The following is an 18,103-nucleotide window of genomic DNA, read 5'->3' as shown; positions in this document are numbered from 1 at the left end:
CATGGCGATATGTCCGAAACAGTCCGATTCCAAGCCAATATCGCCAATTTACCAAGGAACCTATCATCGACTCCGCTAAGATTCCGTTAACGTCAGCGTGTTTCATCCGGTTGTCGTTGCGGTGAAGACACCGAATCGTGTATTGGCAACCGTTTCGCACGCCGGCCGGTCCGCAGTGCGATCCCCATCGCCCGCGATCGATCACGAACTATCTGACCTCCACGTTCGCGCGTCGTCAAACCTTCTGGTCCGGCACCTTCGCCACGATCACGCACTGCGCCTGATCGTCCTCGTCGACCCCGGCAACACCGTGTACCGTGACCTCACCGAACCCCGCCTGTCCCAACGCATCTCGCCAGCCGCGCGCGTCCAGCAGCGGCGAGCCGGGTATCCGCACGGCATCGTCCTGGTAGATCCACCAGCCTTCGGTCAGACCGAAGGTCAGGGTGTTGTAGTCGAGCCGTTGCGTCAACTCGTTGATCACGAGAATTCCGCCGGGTTTCAGGAGCCGCCGACAGTTGCGTACGGTCACGTCGATCCGCCGCGTGGTGTGCAGGACGTTGGCGGCGATCACGACGTCCATGCTGTACGGCTCGTAGCCCTGTGTCTCCGGTTCTCGCTCGACATCGTGCGTGCCGAAATCGAGATAGGGATGATCGGCGCCGAATTGCCGCTCGGCCAGCTGCAGGAATGCGCCACCGATGTCGGTGAAGGAGTACCACACCTTTTCCGCGTAGTCGGCCAGCGCGTCGAAGACGAACGTACTCGTGCCTCCCGTACCGGCACCGACCTCGAAGATCTTCGCTCGCGACCGACGATACCGGCGAGCGAAGTGCCGGACGTGCTCCTCGACGACATCGGCGACCAGATGGTTGTAGTAGTCGCTCTGGATGCCACCCTTGTAGATCTCGGCTACCAACTCCATCGAACCGCCGGGGAAGATGACGTCGGTGGCGTCCCGTTGCCCGGCCAGCACCGCCAGCACCTCGGCCTGGCAGGCGGTCAGCAGCGGGAGGTACTCGGCGATCGAGGGATGCTTGGCCGCCAGATCCGCCGCGGTGGCCGCGATCTCCTCGGCGCCACCGGGGAACCCGGCGCCGTTCAGCTTCTCGGTCGCCGCCAACCGTCCGTCGTCGAGGCGCTGGACATAGCGCTCCCGCTCCAGGATGTCGCAACTGGCCTGGAACAGGCGGCCGTAGCCGGGCACCACCGCGAGCCGATCACGGATCTCCGTGCGAGCACTGGCCTCGGTGCTCGCCACGGCGTCTCGGAACACGTCCGCCAGCAGGCGGTTGCCGAACTCGGTGACGGCCTCGAAGTCCTTGTTGAACTCGGTGTACGCGATCTCGTCCAGCGACGGCGGCTGCTTGAGCACCGCCTCGATGCGCCTCGAGGCGATCGACAGGGTCGGCTCCTCGAGCTGGTTGAGGTGGTCGACGTCCAGCTCCACCAGCTGGAAGTCGCCCGTGACGGACTCGCGCCACGGCGTCTCGTAGTCGTAGCCGTCCAGAATGCGGCTCGGCCGCCAGTACAGCGAACTGGCCTTCCCGGTGAAGCCGTCCATCGCCTTGAAGAAGGTCACGTCCGACGCCGTGTAGTCGACCATCTTGTACTGCTGGTAGATCCCCTCGGCCTGCTCCGAGCAGACAAGGCCGCCACGCAGGTACAGATAGATGTCTTCGGCGGCCATCCGCCGATCCGTGCGTTCCTTGGCCAGCCGGGCCAGTTCGACGACCTGCAGGGTCAGCGGCAGGTGCGCCACGTCCTCCTCGCGGATCACCCGCTCCGGGTGTTCGTCGAGCTTCAGGAAGTAGTTGGTCAGGTACATCTGGAGGAAGTCACGGTCGTAGGTCTCGTGGTGACGGTCGAACACCTCCTGGGTGGCGGGGTAGGTGTCGAACAGGACCAGGTGCCGGATCTCCTCCCCTTCGTCGTGCAACTGCTGCGCCATCTGCGTGGCGATCAGGCCGCCGAAGGAGTAGCCGCCGATGAAGTAGGGGCCGTGCGGCTGGACCCTGCGGATGCAGTCGAGATAGTGCGCCACCATCTCCTCGAGTGAATGCGGCATGGAGCGGCCGTCGGTGCCCTTCGCCTGGAACGCGTAGAGCGGGTAGGCCGGGCCGAGCGCCTGCGAGAGATTCTGGAACCAGGTCGAGTAACCGGTCGCGCCGTGCACCCAGAACGACGGCTGTCCGCTGCCGCCGACGCTGATCGGCAGCAGTTCGGCAGGGAGGCGGTTCTGGCTGCCTTCGGAACCGGCTCGCCCGGCACGTGGCTCGCGGCCGGCGAGGACGCCGCCGATCTCCTTGTCGGCGAAGAACTCCTGGTGGACGTAGGCCGAAAGCAGGCGCAGCGTCGGGTGGTCGACGAGTGCCGTGAGCGGCACCTGGATGTCGAACTCCTCCTGCACCACCTGCATGATCATGGCACTGACGATGGAGTCGACGCCGAGGTTGGCGAGGCTGCGGTTCTCGTCAAGTTCGTCGTCGTCCAGCTTCAGCTTGTCCCGCAGGATGCCGCGCAGGCCGGCCCGGATGTACGGCTCACCGGTGACCGTCTCCTGCTCCGGCGGCGCACCGGCCCCCGGCGCCACCGCCGCACCTTCGGGAACACTGAACCAGTACCGCTTCTCCTCGAACGGATACGTCGGCAGCGAGGTGCGCCGCGGCCGTCCCGCCGGGACCTCCGGTGTCCAGGTCACGGCACGACCGGTGACCCACGCGGCGGCCATGGCGTCCGGTCCTCCGGTGACCTGCGCGATCGCCGATGCCGCTCCCGGCTCCTCGGCGCGGCCGCGGCGCACTCCCGGTCCACTCCAGTCCCCGGCCGCGACCGCGGTCAGCCGTTCGCGCAGCGTGGCGAGGTCGGCGGCGACCACGGCGAGCCGTTCGGCCATCGGCTCCCGTCCCTCCCACAGCGTGGCGGCCACCACGTCCGGGTCCTGCCCGTCCTCCGGATGGCCTTCCCAGTGCTCCAGGCGCTCGACATACCGCGCGGCGGTACGAACCAGTGCGTCCGTGTTGCGTGCGGAGAAGACGAAGAGCCGCTCCCGTTCGACCGGCGGTTCCCGGCGGACCGGCCGGCGCAGCGGTGGTTCCTCGATGAGGACGTGCGCGTTGACCCCGCCGAAGCCGAAGGAACTCACCCCGCCGCGCAACGGCAGCGCGTTGCGGTCGGCGTCCAGCGTGCGCTGCCACTCGACGGTGTCCTCGACGATGTGGAACGGACTGTCCGCCAGGTCGACGTACGGGTTGGTCTCGCGCAGATGCACCATGCCGGGCAGGGTCTCGTGCCGCATGGCCAGGACCAGCTTGAGCAGACCGGCGATGCCGGACGCGGGTTCCAGGTGACCGATGTTGGTCTTCACCGAGCCGATGCCGCAGTGCGGCGCGACCGTCGCGGCCCGGTTCCCGGTCAGCTGGCGGAACGCGGACCTGATTCCGTTGACCTCGACCGGATCGCCGAGCTGCGTTCCCGTGCCGTGCAGTTCCAGGTAGCCGATCGTCTCCGGGCCGACGCCGGCCTCGGCCACGGCCGTACGCAGCAGCGCCGCCTGTGCCTCGGCGTTCGGTGCGGTGAGCGAGGTGGCCCGGCCGCCGTGGTTCACCGCCGTACCCCGGATGACAGCGTGGACCTGGTCCCCGTCGGACAACGCGCGGCTCAGCGGCTTGAGGACGACGAGGCCGACCCCCTCCCCCTTGACGTAGCCGTTGGCACGGCTGTCCAGCGTCATGCACCGGCCGTCCGGGGACAGCAGTCCCATCAGCGCGGCCGCCGTGGTGGAGTCCGGCCCGAGATTGAGGGAGATCCCGCCGGCCACGGCCAGCTCGCTCTCACCGCGGCGCAGCGAGGCGACCGCGCGGTGCACCGCGACCAGGGAACTGGAACAGGCGGTGTTCACCGGTTCACTCGGACCGTGCAGGTCCAACAGGTACGAGATCCGGTTCACCGCGATCGAGTGCTCGTTGCCCAGCCCCGACTGGGCGCTGAGCAGACCGACCTCCTGCATCAGCTGCCGGTAGTCGCTGAACTGGATCCCGCAGAACAGCCCCACCTGCCGGCCGGCAAGGGCCGACGGCCGGTATCCGGAGTCCTCGACCGCGGCCCAGACCATCTGCAGCAGCATCCGCTGCTGCGGGTCCATCATCTCGGCCTCGGCCGGCGAGATGCCGAAGAACAGCGGGTCGAACAGGTCCGTGCCCTCGATGAACCCGCCCCACCGGTACGGGCTGGGTTCGTCGGATGCGACGTCGCCGCCGGCCGCGACCCGCCAGTCCCAGCGATCCGCCGGTACCTCGGTGATCAGGTCCCGGCGGTGGTACAGGTTGTCCCAGTACCGGTCGAGGTCGGGAGAGCCGGGAAACCGGCCGCTCATGCCGATGATCGCGACCGGCTCGGCACCGCTGTCGCCGACCTCGGCGGTGCGGACCGGCAGCGGGGTCCGTCCCGCCTGCTCGACGCCGCCGGTCCGGGTCGGGGGCTCGGTCGCGACCGAGCCGACCGGGTCGGCCGGTACCGGCCGGTGCGCGGCGACGACCTCCGGATGCGTCTCCAGCAGCCAGTCCACGATTCCGGCGACTCCGCGACGTTCGTAGAACAAGGTCGGAGAGACGGCGACTCCCAGCAGATCGGAGATCCGGCCCGCGAGCGTCACCAGGCTTACCGACTCGAATCCGAACTCCCCCAACGGAGTTCGGGCGTTGAGCCGCTCCGGTTCGAGACCGATCGTCTCGGCGGCGAAGCCGGTCAGGGTCTCGGACAACCACGATCTCGTGTCGTCTCCCGAGTCCACGGGTCCCTGGTCGGGCTGGCCGGTCATGGTGACCTCCGGTTGTCGCGGTGATGGTTGCGGCCCGGCCGCCGTGGTGACGGGGTCGAGCCAGTGGCGCTCGCGAGCGAAGGGGTAGCCGGCCAGCCGGACCCGGCGACGCCGGTGGCCGGCGTGCACCGCCGGCCAGTCGACCGTGGCGCCGCGCACCCAGCCCACGGCGACGGCGGTCGGATCGCCGACGTCGATCGGCTCGTCGCGGTCGTCGGTCACCGAACCGGTGTGCACACCGTCGGCGAGCCCTCCCTCGGCGAATGCGCGGAGACCGGTGACCGCGCTCGGCAGGTCGTCCACGACCATTGCCAGCCGCTCGTCCATCGGCTCCCGGCCGAGTTGCAGGGTGTACGCGATGTCCGCGAGCGCCGGCGCGGCCTCCGCCGCGGTGTCGGCTGGGCCACCGAAGCACGCGCGAAGCGCGGTTTCGTGCTGCCGCACCAGGTGCAGCGCCAGTTCGGTTGCCGTGTCCGCGGCCGACGGCAGTTCGTCCGCCGGCAGGTCGCAGTCCGTGGAGACCACGGCGCCGAGCCGCGCCCTCGTGACCTCGTCCATGCCGCATTCACCGAGATCATCGGTGACAGTGATGTCGCCGTGACCGACCCCCAGCAACTCCGCCAGCCGGTCCGCCAGATAACGCGCCACGATCGCGACGAGATCGTCCACGCTGCCCGACGAGCACCACCGGGCAAGGCGTTCGGCCAGCTTCCCGGCCAGTTCGACGAGCCGGTCCCGGTTCTTCGCGGACACCACGACGACCTGGGTGCCGCCGGTGTGGTCGTCCGCCGGAACCGGCGAGACCGGCGGCGGCTCGCGCAGGACCAGGTGCGCGTTGCTGCCACCGGCCCCGAACGAGCTGATCCCGGCGACGAGACGCGAACGTCCACCGCGGGGCGTCCACTCGGCGAGGTCGCGTTGGACAGCCAGGGAGGACCCGAGGTCGATCAGCGGGTTGAGCTCGTCGGCGTGCAGGGACGGGACCAGCTTCCGGTGCCGCATCTGGAGGATGACTTTCGTGACCGCGGCGATGCCGGCCGCCGACTCCAGATGGCCGATGGCCGACTTGACCGAGCCGACCGGAATCGTGCGGCCCGGCTCGATCGAGTCCGAGCTCGCCAGGGCGTCGGTCAGTGCGGCGATCTCGATCGGATCGCCGAGGACGGTGCCGGTGCCGTGCGCCTCGATATAGTCCAGGTCGGCCGGATCGACGCCGGCCCGGCGCAGCGCCACCAGCACGGCCGAGGTCTGCGCGTTCGTGTTGGGCACGGTGTAGCCGTTCGTGCGGCCGCCGTGGTTGACCGCGCTTCCCGCGATGACCGCGTGCACGGTGTCACCGTCGGCCACGGCGGCGGCCAGCGGTTTGAGCACCAGCGCACCGACCCCCTCGCCGGGTACGTACCCGTCACCGCCGGCACCGAAGCTCCGGCACCGTCCGTCGGTCGACAGGAAGCGTCCGAGGCTGAGCTGTCGGTACTTGTCAGGATGCACGCTCAGGTTGACCCCACCCGCGACGGCCGTACCGCAGTCGCCGCTCCGGAGGCTCTCGCAGGCCAGGTGGATGGCGGTGAGCGAGGACGAACACATGGTGTCCAGCGCGATACTGGGACCGCGGAAGTCGAAGAAGTAGGAGGCCCGGTTCGCGACCGACGCATGGGAGGACACCGCCATCCTGCCGTCCGCGGCGGACCCGTAACGCTGGTAGTCGCCGTACATCACGCCGGCGAACACCCCGGTGCTGGTTCGGCCGAGTTCGGCCCTGGTGTAGCCGGCGTCCTCCAACGCGAGCCAGACGGTCTCCAGGAACACGCGCTCCTGCGGGTCCATCATGTCGGCGTCGTGTGGTGCGATGTTGAAGAACAGCGGATCGAACCGGTCGACGTCGGCCAGGAAGCCACCCCACTTGGCGTAGCTGCGGCCCGGTCCGCCCTCGGGGTCGTAGAAACCGTCCAGCGGCCAGCGGTCGGCCGGGATCGTGGTGATGCAGTCCCGGCCCTCAACCAGGTTGCGCCAGAACTCCTCCACGTCGGCGGCCATCGGATACCGTCCGGCGAGGCCGATCACCGCGATGTCCTGGCTGTCGCGGCCGTGTGCGGCCGCAACCGGGGCCGCGGCGGCGTGCCCGGCGGTGGACGTGACCGTGACGGCAGGAGCCGGCGGGGTGGCGGCGGACCGCGCGGCAAGGTGATCGGCCAGCTCGGCGACGTTGGAGTTCTGGAAGAACACGGTCTTCGGCACCGGACCGAACTCCCGTTCCAGGAGTTCGTTCAGCCGCAGCACGTTCACCGAGTCGATCCCGAGCGCCGAGAACGGCGTGTCGGCCTCGATGCGCGCAGCGGGCAGCCGCAGCTCGTCGGCGAGGATGGCGGTGAGTCGAGCCACGAACTCCGCGCTTGACACGGCGGCCGCCTCCCGAGTCGTCGCGGTGTCGACCGCGGAGTCGGTCACGGCCTCGATCGCCCGGATCGCCGCGGCGCCCTTGACAAGGACCACGTGCGGTTCCTCGGCCGCGAGCGCCCGGTCGAAGGCGGCGAGCCCCTCAGCCACGCCGAGTGCGTCCGCGCCCCGGTCATTGCCGGCTGCCATCCCGCTGCCGCCACCCCAGGCCGGCCAGGCGATCGACACGGTCTTCCCCTGCCCCTGCCCCGCGCGCCGCCTGGCCTCGCGCATCCGCGCGAACTCGTCAAGGAAGCCGTTGGCAAAGGCGTAGTCGCACTGGCCGGGGTTGCCGACCGCGGCCACCACGGAGGAGAAGAGGACCACGAAGTCCAGTGGGTCCGCACGGGTCAGCCGATCCAAGTTCACCGCGCCGTGGACCTTGGCCCGCAGCACCTCGTCGGCCTCCGCCGCCGTCTTGTGCACCAGGGAGGAGTCCCGGACGACGCCGGCCGCGTGGATGATGCCCTGCGGTGGTCCGAAGCGCTCCCGGACCGCCCGCAACGCGCGGTCGAGCGCCGCATCGTCGGAAACATCGGCCTGTTCGTGAGCGGCCGCCGGCGATTCCGGCGCCGTGCGGCTGATCAGCACCGGTCGGCCGCCCTGGGCCGTGATGTGGTCGGCGACGGCCTGTCCGAGGTGCCCCGTGCCGCCGGTGATCACGTAGACACCGCCGGGTCGCACCGCGGGCACGGCCGCCGGCGGATCGACCGCAGCCCAGGTTCGCCGCACCAGCGTGCCCTCGTCGGACATGCGCAGTTCCACCGGTTCCGTGGCGGACGGCGCGGCCAGCAGAACATCCCATGCCCCGTCGAACCGGGCCGGGTCGCCGAACGGCAGGCCGACCGCCTGGACGCACAGGTCGGCGTTCTCCAGCCGGACGGTCCTGGCGAACGCACCCAGCGCGGCCAGCTCGGGTGGCGCGGCACCGTCGGTCAGCGGGTAGACCACCCGGACCGCGACCGGGCCGGCAGTGCGCGCCGCGCACAGCGCCTGGCTCAACGCGAGCAACGCGCCGAACCCCCGTTCGACGGCATCGGAAAAGCCCTGCCCCGCCTCCTGGCCGGCGGGGGTGGCCGCCCACCGGACGACGATCCGGAGCGGACCGGACGAGGCAGGCACGCCGGCCAGCAACCGACGGTGGTCGTCGACCGAACCCGGCCGGATCTCGTAGTCCCCGGCGCCATGCTGCCGGAACTCGGCACCGGGGACGGCCAGGACGACAGTGGCCTCCGGGTGGCGGCGGCGAAGATCCTCGGCGACACACGCGTCCGAGTCCAGCACGAGCACGGGACCGTCGGCGGCGGCGGGCCGCGCTGTCGCCCGCCACCTCGGTACGTACCAGGTCGTGTCGGCGGTCTCCCTGTCCGCGGTCTCCCTGTTCGGCCGCACGTCCGGCAGCGCGATCGACGGCGGGGCCTCGGCCGTCGCCAACCCGTGCATCGTGATCAGCGGCGATCCGGCGTCGTCGGTCACCTGGATGTCCAGGACCCCGTCCGCGCGGCGCACCAGGTGTGCGTGGCAGGCGTCGCGGGGTGGCGCATGCACCTCCATCCGCTCCACCGCGCACGGGACCCGGGGAACCGTGTCCTCGTCCCCGTCCGCCAGCGCGACGAGCGCCTGGAGCGCACCATCGAGCAGCGTCGGCCGCAGCGAGTCCTCGTCGAGCGGCATGGTTTCCGCGGCCGGCAGCGCCAGCCGGGCCAGCACCTCGTCCGTGCCGAACCGCAGTTCGCGCACCACCCGGAATTCCGGTCCGTAGGCGAACCCGAGCGCGGCGAACCGCCGATAGCATTCCGCCGATTCGAGCGTGTCCGAGCACCGTGCGCGCACCACCGCGAGGTCCGCCGCCGCCGGAACGGAATTCGCCGGCGTCAGCCGGAGAATCCCGCTGACGCCGGGCTCCCCGGCGAATCCGTCCGGAGTGTCGAGAGCGAAGCGGATCGTGGTCGCTCCCTCCGGGGAAAGCCGGATCTCGACACCGGCCTCGTCGGTCGACGGGACCGGCCGGCGCCAGCTGACCTGTTCGATCCGGTGCGCCGTGCCGTATCCCGCCAACCGCGCGGCCCCGCGAGCGAGTTCGATCGACACCGTGGCGGCGAGTATCGGCCGTCCGGCGAACACATGGCCGGCCACCAGGGGATCGGCGGGTAGCGGTCGGAACAGGTACCGGTGTCCCTCCGGTGCCGGAATCTCGACCAGTCGCGGCGGCGCGGGTTCGGTGTACCAGTAGCGGTCGCGTTCGAAGGGGTAGGTCGGCAGCGGAGTCCGGCGGCCACCGTCGGGGAACAGCAGGGAGGGCGGAAGGGTCAGCCCGCGCTCGTAGTGCCGAGCGGCGGTCTCCAGCGCCCCTTCCGCCACCGACCCGGCATCCAGTTGCCGGTTCAGGTCGGCTATGGCCTGTTCCCGCTCGGTGTCGCCGAGTGGCGCCGGCTTCGACCAGCCACCGGACAGGTCCATGGCCCGATAGCGCAGCGCGGCGCGCAGTTCGTCGACGCTGCGCGCGACGATCGCCGCGCGGAACTCGAAGTGTTTGCGTCCTGCGCAGAGCGTGAAGGCGAGATCCCGCAGGTCGCAGTCGTGCGGCGGATCGGCCAGCCAGTCGGCCAGCTGCGTGAGCCGGTCGCCGAGCGCGGACCGGGTCCTGGCCGAGATCAGCACCAACCGCGCTCGGTCGTCGGGTACCGACGCCACCGACGGCGGTGGCTCCTCGACCACCAGATGCGCGTTGGTGCCGCTGTAACCGAACGAGCTGACCGCCGCGCGCCGCGGACTCCCCTCCCGCCGCGGCCACGGAACCGGTTGGGTGGCTGGATAGAACGGCGTGTCGGCGAACGGAATCCGCTCGTTCGGGGTCGACAGGTGCAGCGTCGCGGGGATCAGGTCGTGCTCGAAGGCGAGCAGGCACTTGATCAGGCCGGCGATGCCGGCGGCCTGTCCGGTGTGTCCGAGGTTGGTCTTGATCGAACCGATCGCGCAGAACTGCCGGTCCTCGGTGTACTCGGCGAACGACCGGGTCAGGGCGTCCACCTCGATCGGATCGCCGAGCGCGGTGCCGGTGCCGTGCGCCTCGACCAGCTCGATCGTCCTGGGGTCGACGCCCGCCCGCCGATAGGTCTCCAGCTGGAGCCGGGTCTGCGCGCGGGCGCTCGGCGCGGTGATCCCGTTGGACTTCCCGTCCTGGTTCGTCTCCGAACCGAGCAGCACCCCGCGAATTCGGTCGCCGTCGCGGAGCGCGGCATCCAGGTCCTTGAGTACGACCACACCGCAGCCCTCGCCGGGGACGAAGCCGTCGGCGGACTGGTCGAACGCGCTGCATCGGCCGCGCGGCGACAGCATTCCCCCCTTGCTGGCCGACAGGTAGAAACCCGGTCCGACGAACAGGCAGACGCCGCCGGCAAGGGCCAGTTCGCACTGTCCATCGACGATCGAGCGGCGGGCGAGGTCGACGGCCACCAGCGCCGACGAGCAGGCCGTGTTCAGCGCGATGCTGGGGCCGCGCAGGTCGAGCAGGTAGGAGATCCGGGCTGGGAGGATGGCGGTGTCGTTCCCCAGCAGCAGCTGCGCGTCGGCATCCTCCCCGGAGTCGGCCTCGACGCAGTAGTCGCTGGCCGGGGTGCCGGCGAAGACCCCGCAGTGGGTACCGGACAGCGCGTCACCCGCATACCCCGCGTTCTCCATGGCGTTCCAGCAGGTTTCCAGGAACAGCCGCTGTTGGGGGTCCATCCGTTCGGCCTCGCGGCCGGACAGCTGGAAGAACAACGGGTCGAATCCGGCGATGTCGTCGAGGAACCCGCCCCACCGGGAGTTGGTCCGGCCCGGCGTGCTCGGATCGGGGTCGAAGTAGTCCTCGACCCGCCAGCGGTCGGCGGGGACCTCGGTCACCGCGCTCTCCCCCGCGGCGAGCAGGTGCCACAGCTCGGCCGGCGAGTTCGCGCTGCCGAATCGGCAGTCGAACCCGATCACCGCCACCTTCCGGGACGCCGGCCCGGTCGGCTCCGCCGGTGTCGAGTCCGCCGGTGTCGAGGACGCCGGCGGCTCGGCGACCGGCGAGGCGCGCAGCGCCGCGAGTCTGCGCTGCCCGTCCTCCGGGGAGATCGCCTTGGTCTCGACCAGTTCGAGGATCTGCTTCAACGCGTCGTTCATGCCCGTCCTCCAAGGGTCGAGAGGGCCTGGTTGAGAGTCAGCTCACCGGCCGCGAGCCGCCGGAGCGTGTCCTGTTCGTCGTCGGGCGGTGGAGGCTGCTCCGCCGCCGGGTCCGGCTCGGTGAACCCACTCGGTTCGCCCCGATGCTCGGCATGCACGAATTCGGCCAGTGCCCGCAGCGTCGGATAGTCGAACAGGGTGGTCGGCTCCAGGCCGATCCCCAGTTCGCCGTTGAGCGTGTTCACCATCTCGACGAGGATGATCGAGTCCACTCCGTACTCGACGAACGGCGCGTCCGGATCGAGATCGGCATCGCCGCGACCGAGCGTGGTGGCGATCAGCCGCGCCAGATTGCTCTGGACCCGTTCCAGACTCGGTGCCGCCGTGGCGGCCGGTGACGTCGCGCGCGTGTCGGCGACGATCACGTTCAGCCCGAGACCCGGTACCGCGTCCAGCACCGACACGTCTCCGAAACCGTTGTCCCGCAACAGATCCCGCCAGACACCCACGGTCGCCAGCGGAGAGCCGGGGATCCGCAGGAACCCGTCCTCGAACCGCCACCAGCCGTCCAGCAGGCCGAAGGTCAGCGTGGTGAACGTGCTGAAGGCGGTGGTCTCACACAGCACGAGCCGGCCGTTGTCCGCCAGCAGCTCGCGGACGTTGGCGACGGCGACGTCCAGGTCGCGGGTGGCATGCAGGACGTTCGCCGCCACCACGAGGTCGACCGATCCGGCCGGGAAACCCTGCTCCGCCGGCGACCGTTCGATGTCGAGCCTGCGCAGCGACAGGAAGGAACTCGACCCCGCGAACCTGGTGCGTCCATGGCGCAGGAAACTCTGCGACACATCCGTGTACAGGTACTCGATCCGGTCGGCGTAGGGCGCCAGCGCCGCCAGTACCGCCTCCGTCGTACCGCCGGTACCGGCACCGACCTCCAGAATCCGCAGTGGACGGGAGTCGGTCTGATCGGCGATCCAGGCCGAGACCTGTGCGGCGGCGGCCAGGTTCGCCGCGTTCGACAGCGGGTCGCCGTTGTACACACTCTCCACCAGCCGCGGGGAGGAGTCGGGGAACATCACCTCGGTCGCGTCCCGAGCGCCGGTGAGCAGGCTGGGGTACTCGCGAACGCAGGCCGACATCAGCTCGACGTGCGCGGCCACCTCCGGGTGGCGTCGGGAAACCTCGCTCGCGCGGCCGGCCAGATCCGCGCTCGCGACATCCGAAACGGCGTCGCCTGCCACGAGTTCGCCGCCGCCGCGCTGCAGGTACCCGGATGTGGTGACGATGTCGGCCAGCACGCCGAGCAGCGCCTGCCGCCCTGGTGGTGCGTCCAGCCGCTGAGCCAGATCGGCAACAGGTACCCGGTCGCCGGGTGTCCCGAACGCCCCCATCCGCTGGAAGGCGTCGACCACCATCGCGGCACCGAGCGCGTCGAGTGCGTCGTGCGCGCGGCGCAGGCTCGGACCGTCGGGGTGTCCGGGGGTGTCCCGCTCCGCGGGCAGCACGCCGATCCGGTCCAGGACGCGCTGCTCGGCCTTGATCGGCAGCGCCTGGATCGTGCCGGCCGCCAGCACCGACTCCAGCACCCCCATCCCTTCGCGCGGCGTGATGGAGTCCACCCCCATCGCACGCATGCGACGGCGGTAGTTGCCGGTGGCGACCACCCCGACCTCGCCCCAGTATCCCCAGTTCAGCACGCATACCGGCACGCCGAGCCGGGCCAGGCTGGTACCGAGGGCGTCCTGGAAGGTGGAGGCCGCCGCGTAGTTGGACTGCCCGGCGTTGCCGCTGAACGACTGTGCCGAGGAGTACAGGACCAGGAAGTCCAACGGCTCCTTCGCCAGTGCACGGGCCAGGAGCACGGTGCCGAGGGACTTCGGTGCGAGCACCCGCTCGACGGCTGCCTGGTCCAGGTCGGCGATCCTGGCGTCGGCCAGCACCAGCGCGGAATGGAACGCGCCGTGGATCGGCCCGAACCGCGCCCTGACCGCGTCCACCGCCGCGGTCAGGGAGTCCTCGTCGGTGGCATCGGCGGACACGTACATCCCCTGCCCGCCGGCCGCCTCGATGGCGCGAATCCGTGCGGCTGTCCCGTCGTCGGCGGGTCGCCTGCCGACCATGGCCACGTTCGCACCGCACCGGGCGGCCAGGTGTTCCGCGGTGACCGTGCCGATTCCGCCGGCACCGCCGAGGATCAGGTAGGTTCCGCCGCGGCGGAACGGGCTCGACTCCGGTGCCGGGAGGTCGAGGGGACGCAGCGCGCGATGCCAGAGCCGGCCCGCGCGCCAGACGACCTCGTTGCCGTCCGGGTGGCCCTGGTAACCGGCCACCACGTCGGCCACGGTCTCCGCGCTCGGCCCGATCAGTTCCGCGGTCGCGACGTCGAGACAGCCCACCCGCCAGCTCGGCTGCTCCTTCGCCAGCGAGCGGCACAGTCCCAACAGGGCCGCGGCCATCGGCCGCGTGCTGCGGTCATCCGGAGGGTCGTGGATGTCGCCGGTCACCACAATCAGGTCCACGGTCCGCTCGCCGCATCCCCGTGCCAGCAGGATCTTGATCACCGCAAGCAGGCTTCGGACACCGAGGTCCTGGGCGTGCTGGACGTCCGCGACCGTGCCGGGCGGGTCGACCTCGGCCAGCAGGCCGCCGAGGAAGTAGACCCGGTCAGGGTCCGGCGCACCGGCCGTCGCCGTGGCGATCGCCTCGGGACGGTCGAGCGGGACGGTCAGCGTCTCGCCGTCCGGATGACGGGCCGCGAGCCGGGCGGCCAGTCCGTGATCGCCGTCCGGTGCCAGCAGCCACACCCGGTCGGGTGTGCTCGGCACGGTCGGGGCGGACGACTCCTGCCACACCGGAGCCAGTACCCGCAGCGGCACCGGTTCCTTGAGCACGCGGTAGGAAAGGCCGGCGATGTCCACGCAGGCCCGGCCGTCGGTGTCCACGATCGTGACGTCGCACTCGGTCGCGCTGGTCCGCCGGACGTGCGCGTAGCTCTCGGCGGGGATGTCGCGCGGCATCCGGACGGTCGCCATGGTGAACGGCACCAGCGGCCGGCCGTCGTCGTCGTGCGGCGGGATGGAGATGACGGCCTGCACCGCGCCGTCGAGCATCCCCGCCGGCAGGTCGGCTTCCTCGGTGTCCTCGGTCACCGGCGCGGTGGCGCGGACGAGGGTCACCAACGCCTCGTCCTCGCTCGCCTGGACCCAGCGCACGGTGCGGAAGAGCGGCCCGTAGCCGACCCCCATGCCGTCGAACCGGCCGTAGTGCACGGCATCCGAACTCGACTCGTGGCAGCGGGCCCGGACCGCCGCCAGGTCGGTCCGTTCGCCGTGTTCCGCGCCGGCGGCGAGTTCGCCTCGGCTGTAGACCACCTCGGCGGCGCCTTCGTCCGGATCGGGCGCGACGACCTGGAAGGTCCAGCGGTGACCGGGTTCGACCACCTCGAACCGGACCTCGGCCCGCAGTTCCACGGTGACGAAGAACGGCCGCAGCCACACGGCCCTGGACACCGTGATCGGCACGTCACCCAGGAGCGAGCGAGCCGCTCGCCGCACCTGGGTCAGGTGCCCGGCCGCCGGCAGCAGCGGCTTGCCGTCCACCAGATGGTCACCGACGATGCGCTGGTCCGGTTTCAGCACGAAGACGAACGGCTCCCGCTCGTCCGGTCGGGCCGGCGGCAGCTCGGGGCCCGGTGCCGGTGCGTCCGTCGGAATCCAGTAGCTGTCCTGCGCGAACGGGTAGGTCGGCAGCGGGATACGCCGCGCGTGGTCGCCGCCGACCACGGCTGCCCAGTCGACCGGCCGATCGGCCAGATAGGCGCGTACCGGCTCGGCCACATCGTTCGCCGTACCGCCGTCCGCGCGCAGCCAGGCGGCGATCTGGTCGCGCAGCTGCTCCGGTCCTCGCGCGAGGAAGGCCGCGCGGGCGCCGAAATGCGAGCGTCCCGCGCCGAGGGTGAGCGCGACGTCCCGCCACTCGTGATCCCGGCCGTGGCGCTCCAGCCAGGTCGACAGCTCGGTCAACCGGCGGTGCAGCGCCGGCCCGTCCTTGGCGGACACCGCGCACAGCCGGTCCCGCTGCTCGGCCGGTGGCCGAGGCGGCGGCACCGGCGCCTCCCGGACGACGAGGTGCACATTGGTGCCGCTGAAGCCGAACGAGCTGACCGCGGCCATGCGGGGACCGTCCTCGGCAGGCCAACCGCGCAGCGCGGAACTGACGTAGAACGGGGTGCGTTCGAACGGAATGTGCGGGTTGGCCCGCTGATAGTGCGGAGTCGGCGTCAGCTGGCGGTGGTTCAGCGACAGCACCGCCTTGAACAGGCCGGCCGCACCGGACGCGGTGAGCGTGTGACCGAGGTTGGCCTTGACGGAGCCGACCGCGCAGAACCCGGTGCGGTCGGTGAATCCCCGAAACGCCTCGGTGAGCGCCTCGATCTCGATCGGATCGCCGAGCCGCGTCCCGGTGCCGTGGCATTCCACGTAGCCGATCCGTCCGGGGTCGATGCCGAAGCGCTGGTACACCGACCGCAGCAGCCTAGTCTGCGCCGGTGCGCTCGGCGCGGTGATACCGCTGGTCCTGCCGTCCTGGTTCGCGCCGCTGCCGACGATCACCCCGTGCACGTGATCACCGTCGCGGATCGCGTCGTCCAGCCGTTTGAGCAGCACCGCGCCGACACCCTCGCCGGGTACGAACCCGTCGGCGCCGGCGTCGAAGGGCCGACAGCGGCCGCGCGGTGACAACATGCCGGCCTTGCTGCCCAGAATGTGCAGCTCCGGGGTGACCAGCGCGGCCACTCCACCGGCCAGCGAGACATCGCACCGGCCCTCCCGCAGCGCTTCGCAGGCCAGGTGGACCGCCATCAGTGAGGACGAGCACGACGTGTCGACCGCCAGGCTCTGACCGTGCAGGTTGAAGTGGTACGACAGCCGCGATGCCAGCACCGCCGGATGGGTGCCCATGAAGGTGTAGCCCTCGACGGGGACACCGTGCTGGCGCAGCAGGTGGTGGTAGTCGCCCATGGAGGTGCCGACGAACACGGGACACTCCAGTCCGTCCACGGACCGGTCGCTGTAGCCGGCGTTCTCGACGGCCTGCCAGGCGGTCATCAGGAACAGCCGCTGCTGCGGGTCCATCAGCCGGGCCTCACGCGGCGAGATGCCGAAGAAATCCGGATCGAACCGGTCGATCCCCTCCAGCACCGAGCCCCACTTGCTGTACGTCCTGCCGGGTGCCTGCCGGTCCTCGTCGAAGTAGCGGTCGACGTCCCAGCGCTGCGCCGGCATCTCGCGAACCGAGTCCAGTCCCGCGGCGAGGTTCGTCCACAGCTGGTCGAGATCGGCCGCGTCGGCAAAACGGCCCGACATACCGACGATGGCGATGTCCTTGCCGCCCGCGGCGGGTGCGGTAACCGGCTCCGACGCGACGGTGACCGACCCGGCCCGCTGCGGCGGACGGTCCTGCGCCGCGACCGAATCGGCCACGGCCGGCGTCGGGTGCGCATCGGCGCCTGCCGAGGCGTCGAGTTCGACGGCGCTGGGTTCGACGGGTTCGACGGGTTCGACGGGTTCGACGGCGGCCGACTCGGCCACCGACCCGATCAGCTTGCGCAGCGTCGGATAGTTGAAGAAGTCGGTCGGCCTGACCTCCGTACCCAGCTCGGCGTTGATCCGGCTGACGATCTCCACCGCCAGCACGGAGTCGACGCCGAGGTCGGAGTGCGGAACGTCCAGCCCGAACTCCTCGGCCGGCACCTCCAGCACGGCCGACATCGCCGCCACCACCGTGGCACTGACGAACTCCGCGTCGCGCAGGTCCCCGACGGTGGACACGCCGTCCGGCTCCGGGCCGGCGACCGGCGGCACGGGCACGGGCTCGGGGACGGATACGGGGACGGGGACGGGCACCGGCTCGGGGACGGGCTCGGTCACGAGCGGCTCGGCGTCCTCGGGCTCCTCCGGGACCCAGTAGCGCGCACGGCCGAACGGGTAACCCGGCAGGCTGACCCGCGAGGCGTGGTCGCGGTCCCAGAGCTCGGTGACGGAGTCCATGCCGGACACCCACAGCCGGCCGAGCCGGTACAGATCGCCGGAGCGTTGGACGGAGGCCAGGAACGCGTCGCCTTCGGCACCGTCCAGCAGTCCCTCGAACAGTCCTCCCGGCCGCTCCACCCGACCGCACACCATTGCGGCGGGCTCCCCGCCCGCGGCGAACTCGCGCAGGGCCGTGGCCAGTCCGCCGACGTCGTCGACCACCAGTGCCAGCCGTTCGGGCAGTGGCTCGCGGCCGGCGCGCAGGCTGAACGCGATGTCGCGAAGCCGCGGGCTCCCGCCGGCAGGTGCCGGTCCGGTGTGCTCGTCCGCGGCCGGCTCGGCCGCCGCCCGGCGCTGCGCGATCTTCCGCAGGCTGCGGAACCCGTTGCCGAGGCTGGGGTCATTGCCGAAGCTGCGGTCGTTGCCGAAGCCGCGGTCCGCGGCGCCGATCCGCTCCAGCAGCGCGACGAGCGCGACCGGGTCGAACCCCTGGCTCTCCAGATCCTCGTCCAGGTCGAGATCCGCGACCGGCAGGCCGAGAATCTCGGCCGCGGCGGCCGAAACCTGTGCCTGTGCGCGCTCGACCGATGCCGGCGCCGCTCCGGTCGTCGGAGCACCCGGTCGCCGCGGCGTGATCGCCGTGGCGATCCTGCCTGCCTGCTCGCGCAGCTGC

At 71.0% G+C, this 18,103-nt stretch carries 2 protein-coding genes (1 of these 2 running past the window's edge); both read right to left on the bottom strand.

Translation table 11 applies throughout. The annotated features are described in order from the left end of the window. Positions 1–235: 235 nt before the first annotated feature. Positions 236–11,401 carry an SDR family NAD(P)-dependent oxidoreductase gene (locus GEV28_RS00130; protein ID WP_291407225.1) on the bottom strand — a complete coding sequence of 3,722 codons (11,166 nt, stop codon included), beginning with the start codon at positions 11,399–11,401 and terminating at the stop codon, positions 236–238. Then, positions 11,398–18,103: the 3' portion of an SDR family NAD(P)-dependent oxidoreductase gene (locus GEV28_RS00125; protein WP_291407223.1), read on the bottom strand. The gene runs 6,302 nt beyond the window's last position; 6,706 of the gene's 13,008 nt are visible here — the last part of the coding sequence; the start codon falls outside the window, past its right edge; it ends in the stop codon at positions 11,398–11,400. Before GEV28_RS00125 ends, GEV28_RS00130 begins: the two co-directional genes overlap by 4 nt.

The organism is Actinophytocola sp. (genome assembly GCF_009379765.1).
In the GTDB taxonomy this organism is placed as follows: Bacteria; Actinomycetota; Actinomycetes; order Mycobacteriales; family Pseudonocardiaceae; genus Actinophytocola.
The sequence above is the reverse complement of the archived record's forward strand: the minus strand, read 5'-3'. Positions and strand labels throughout refer to the sequence as shown.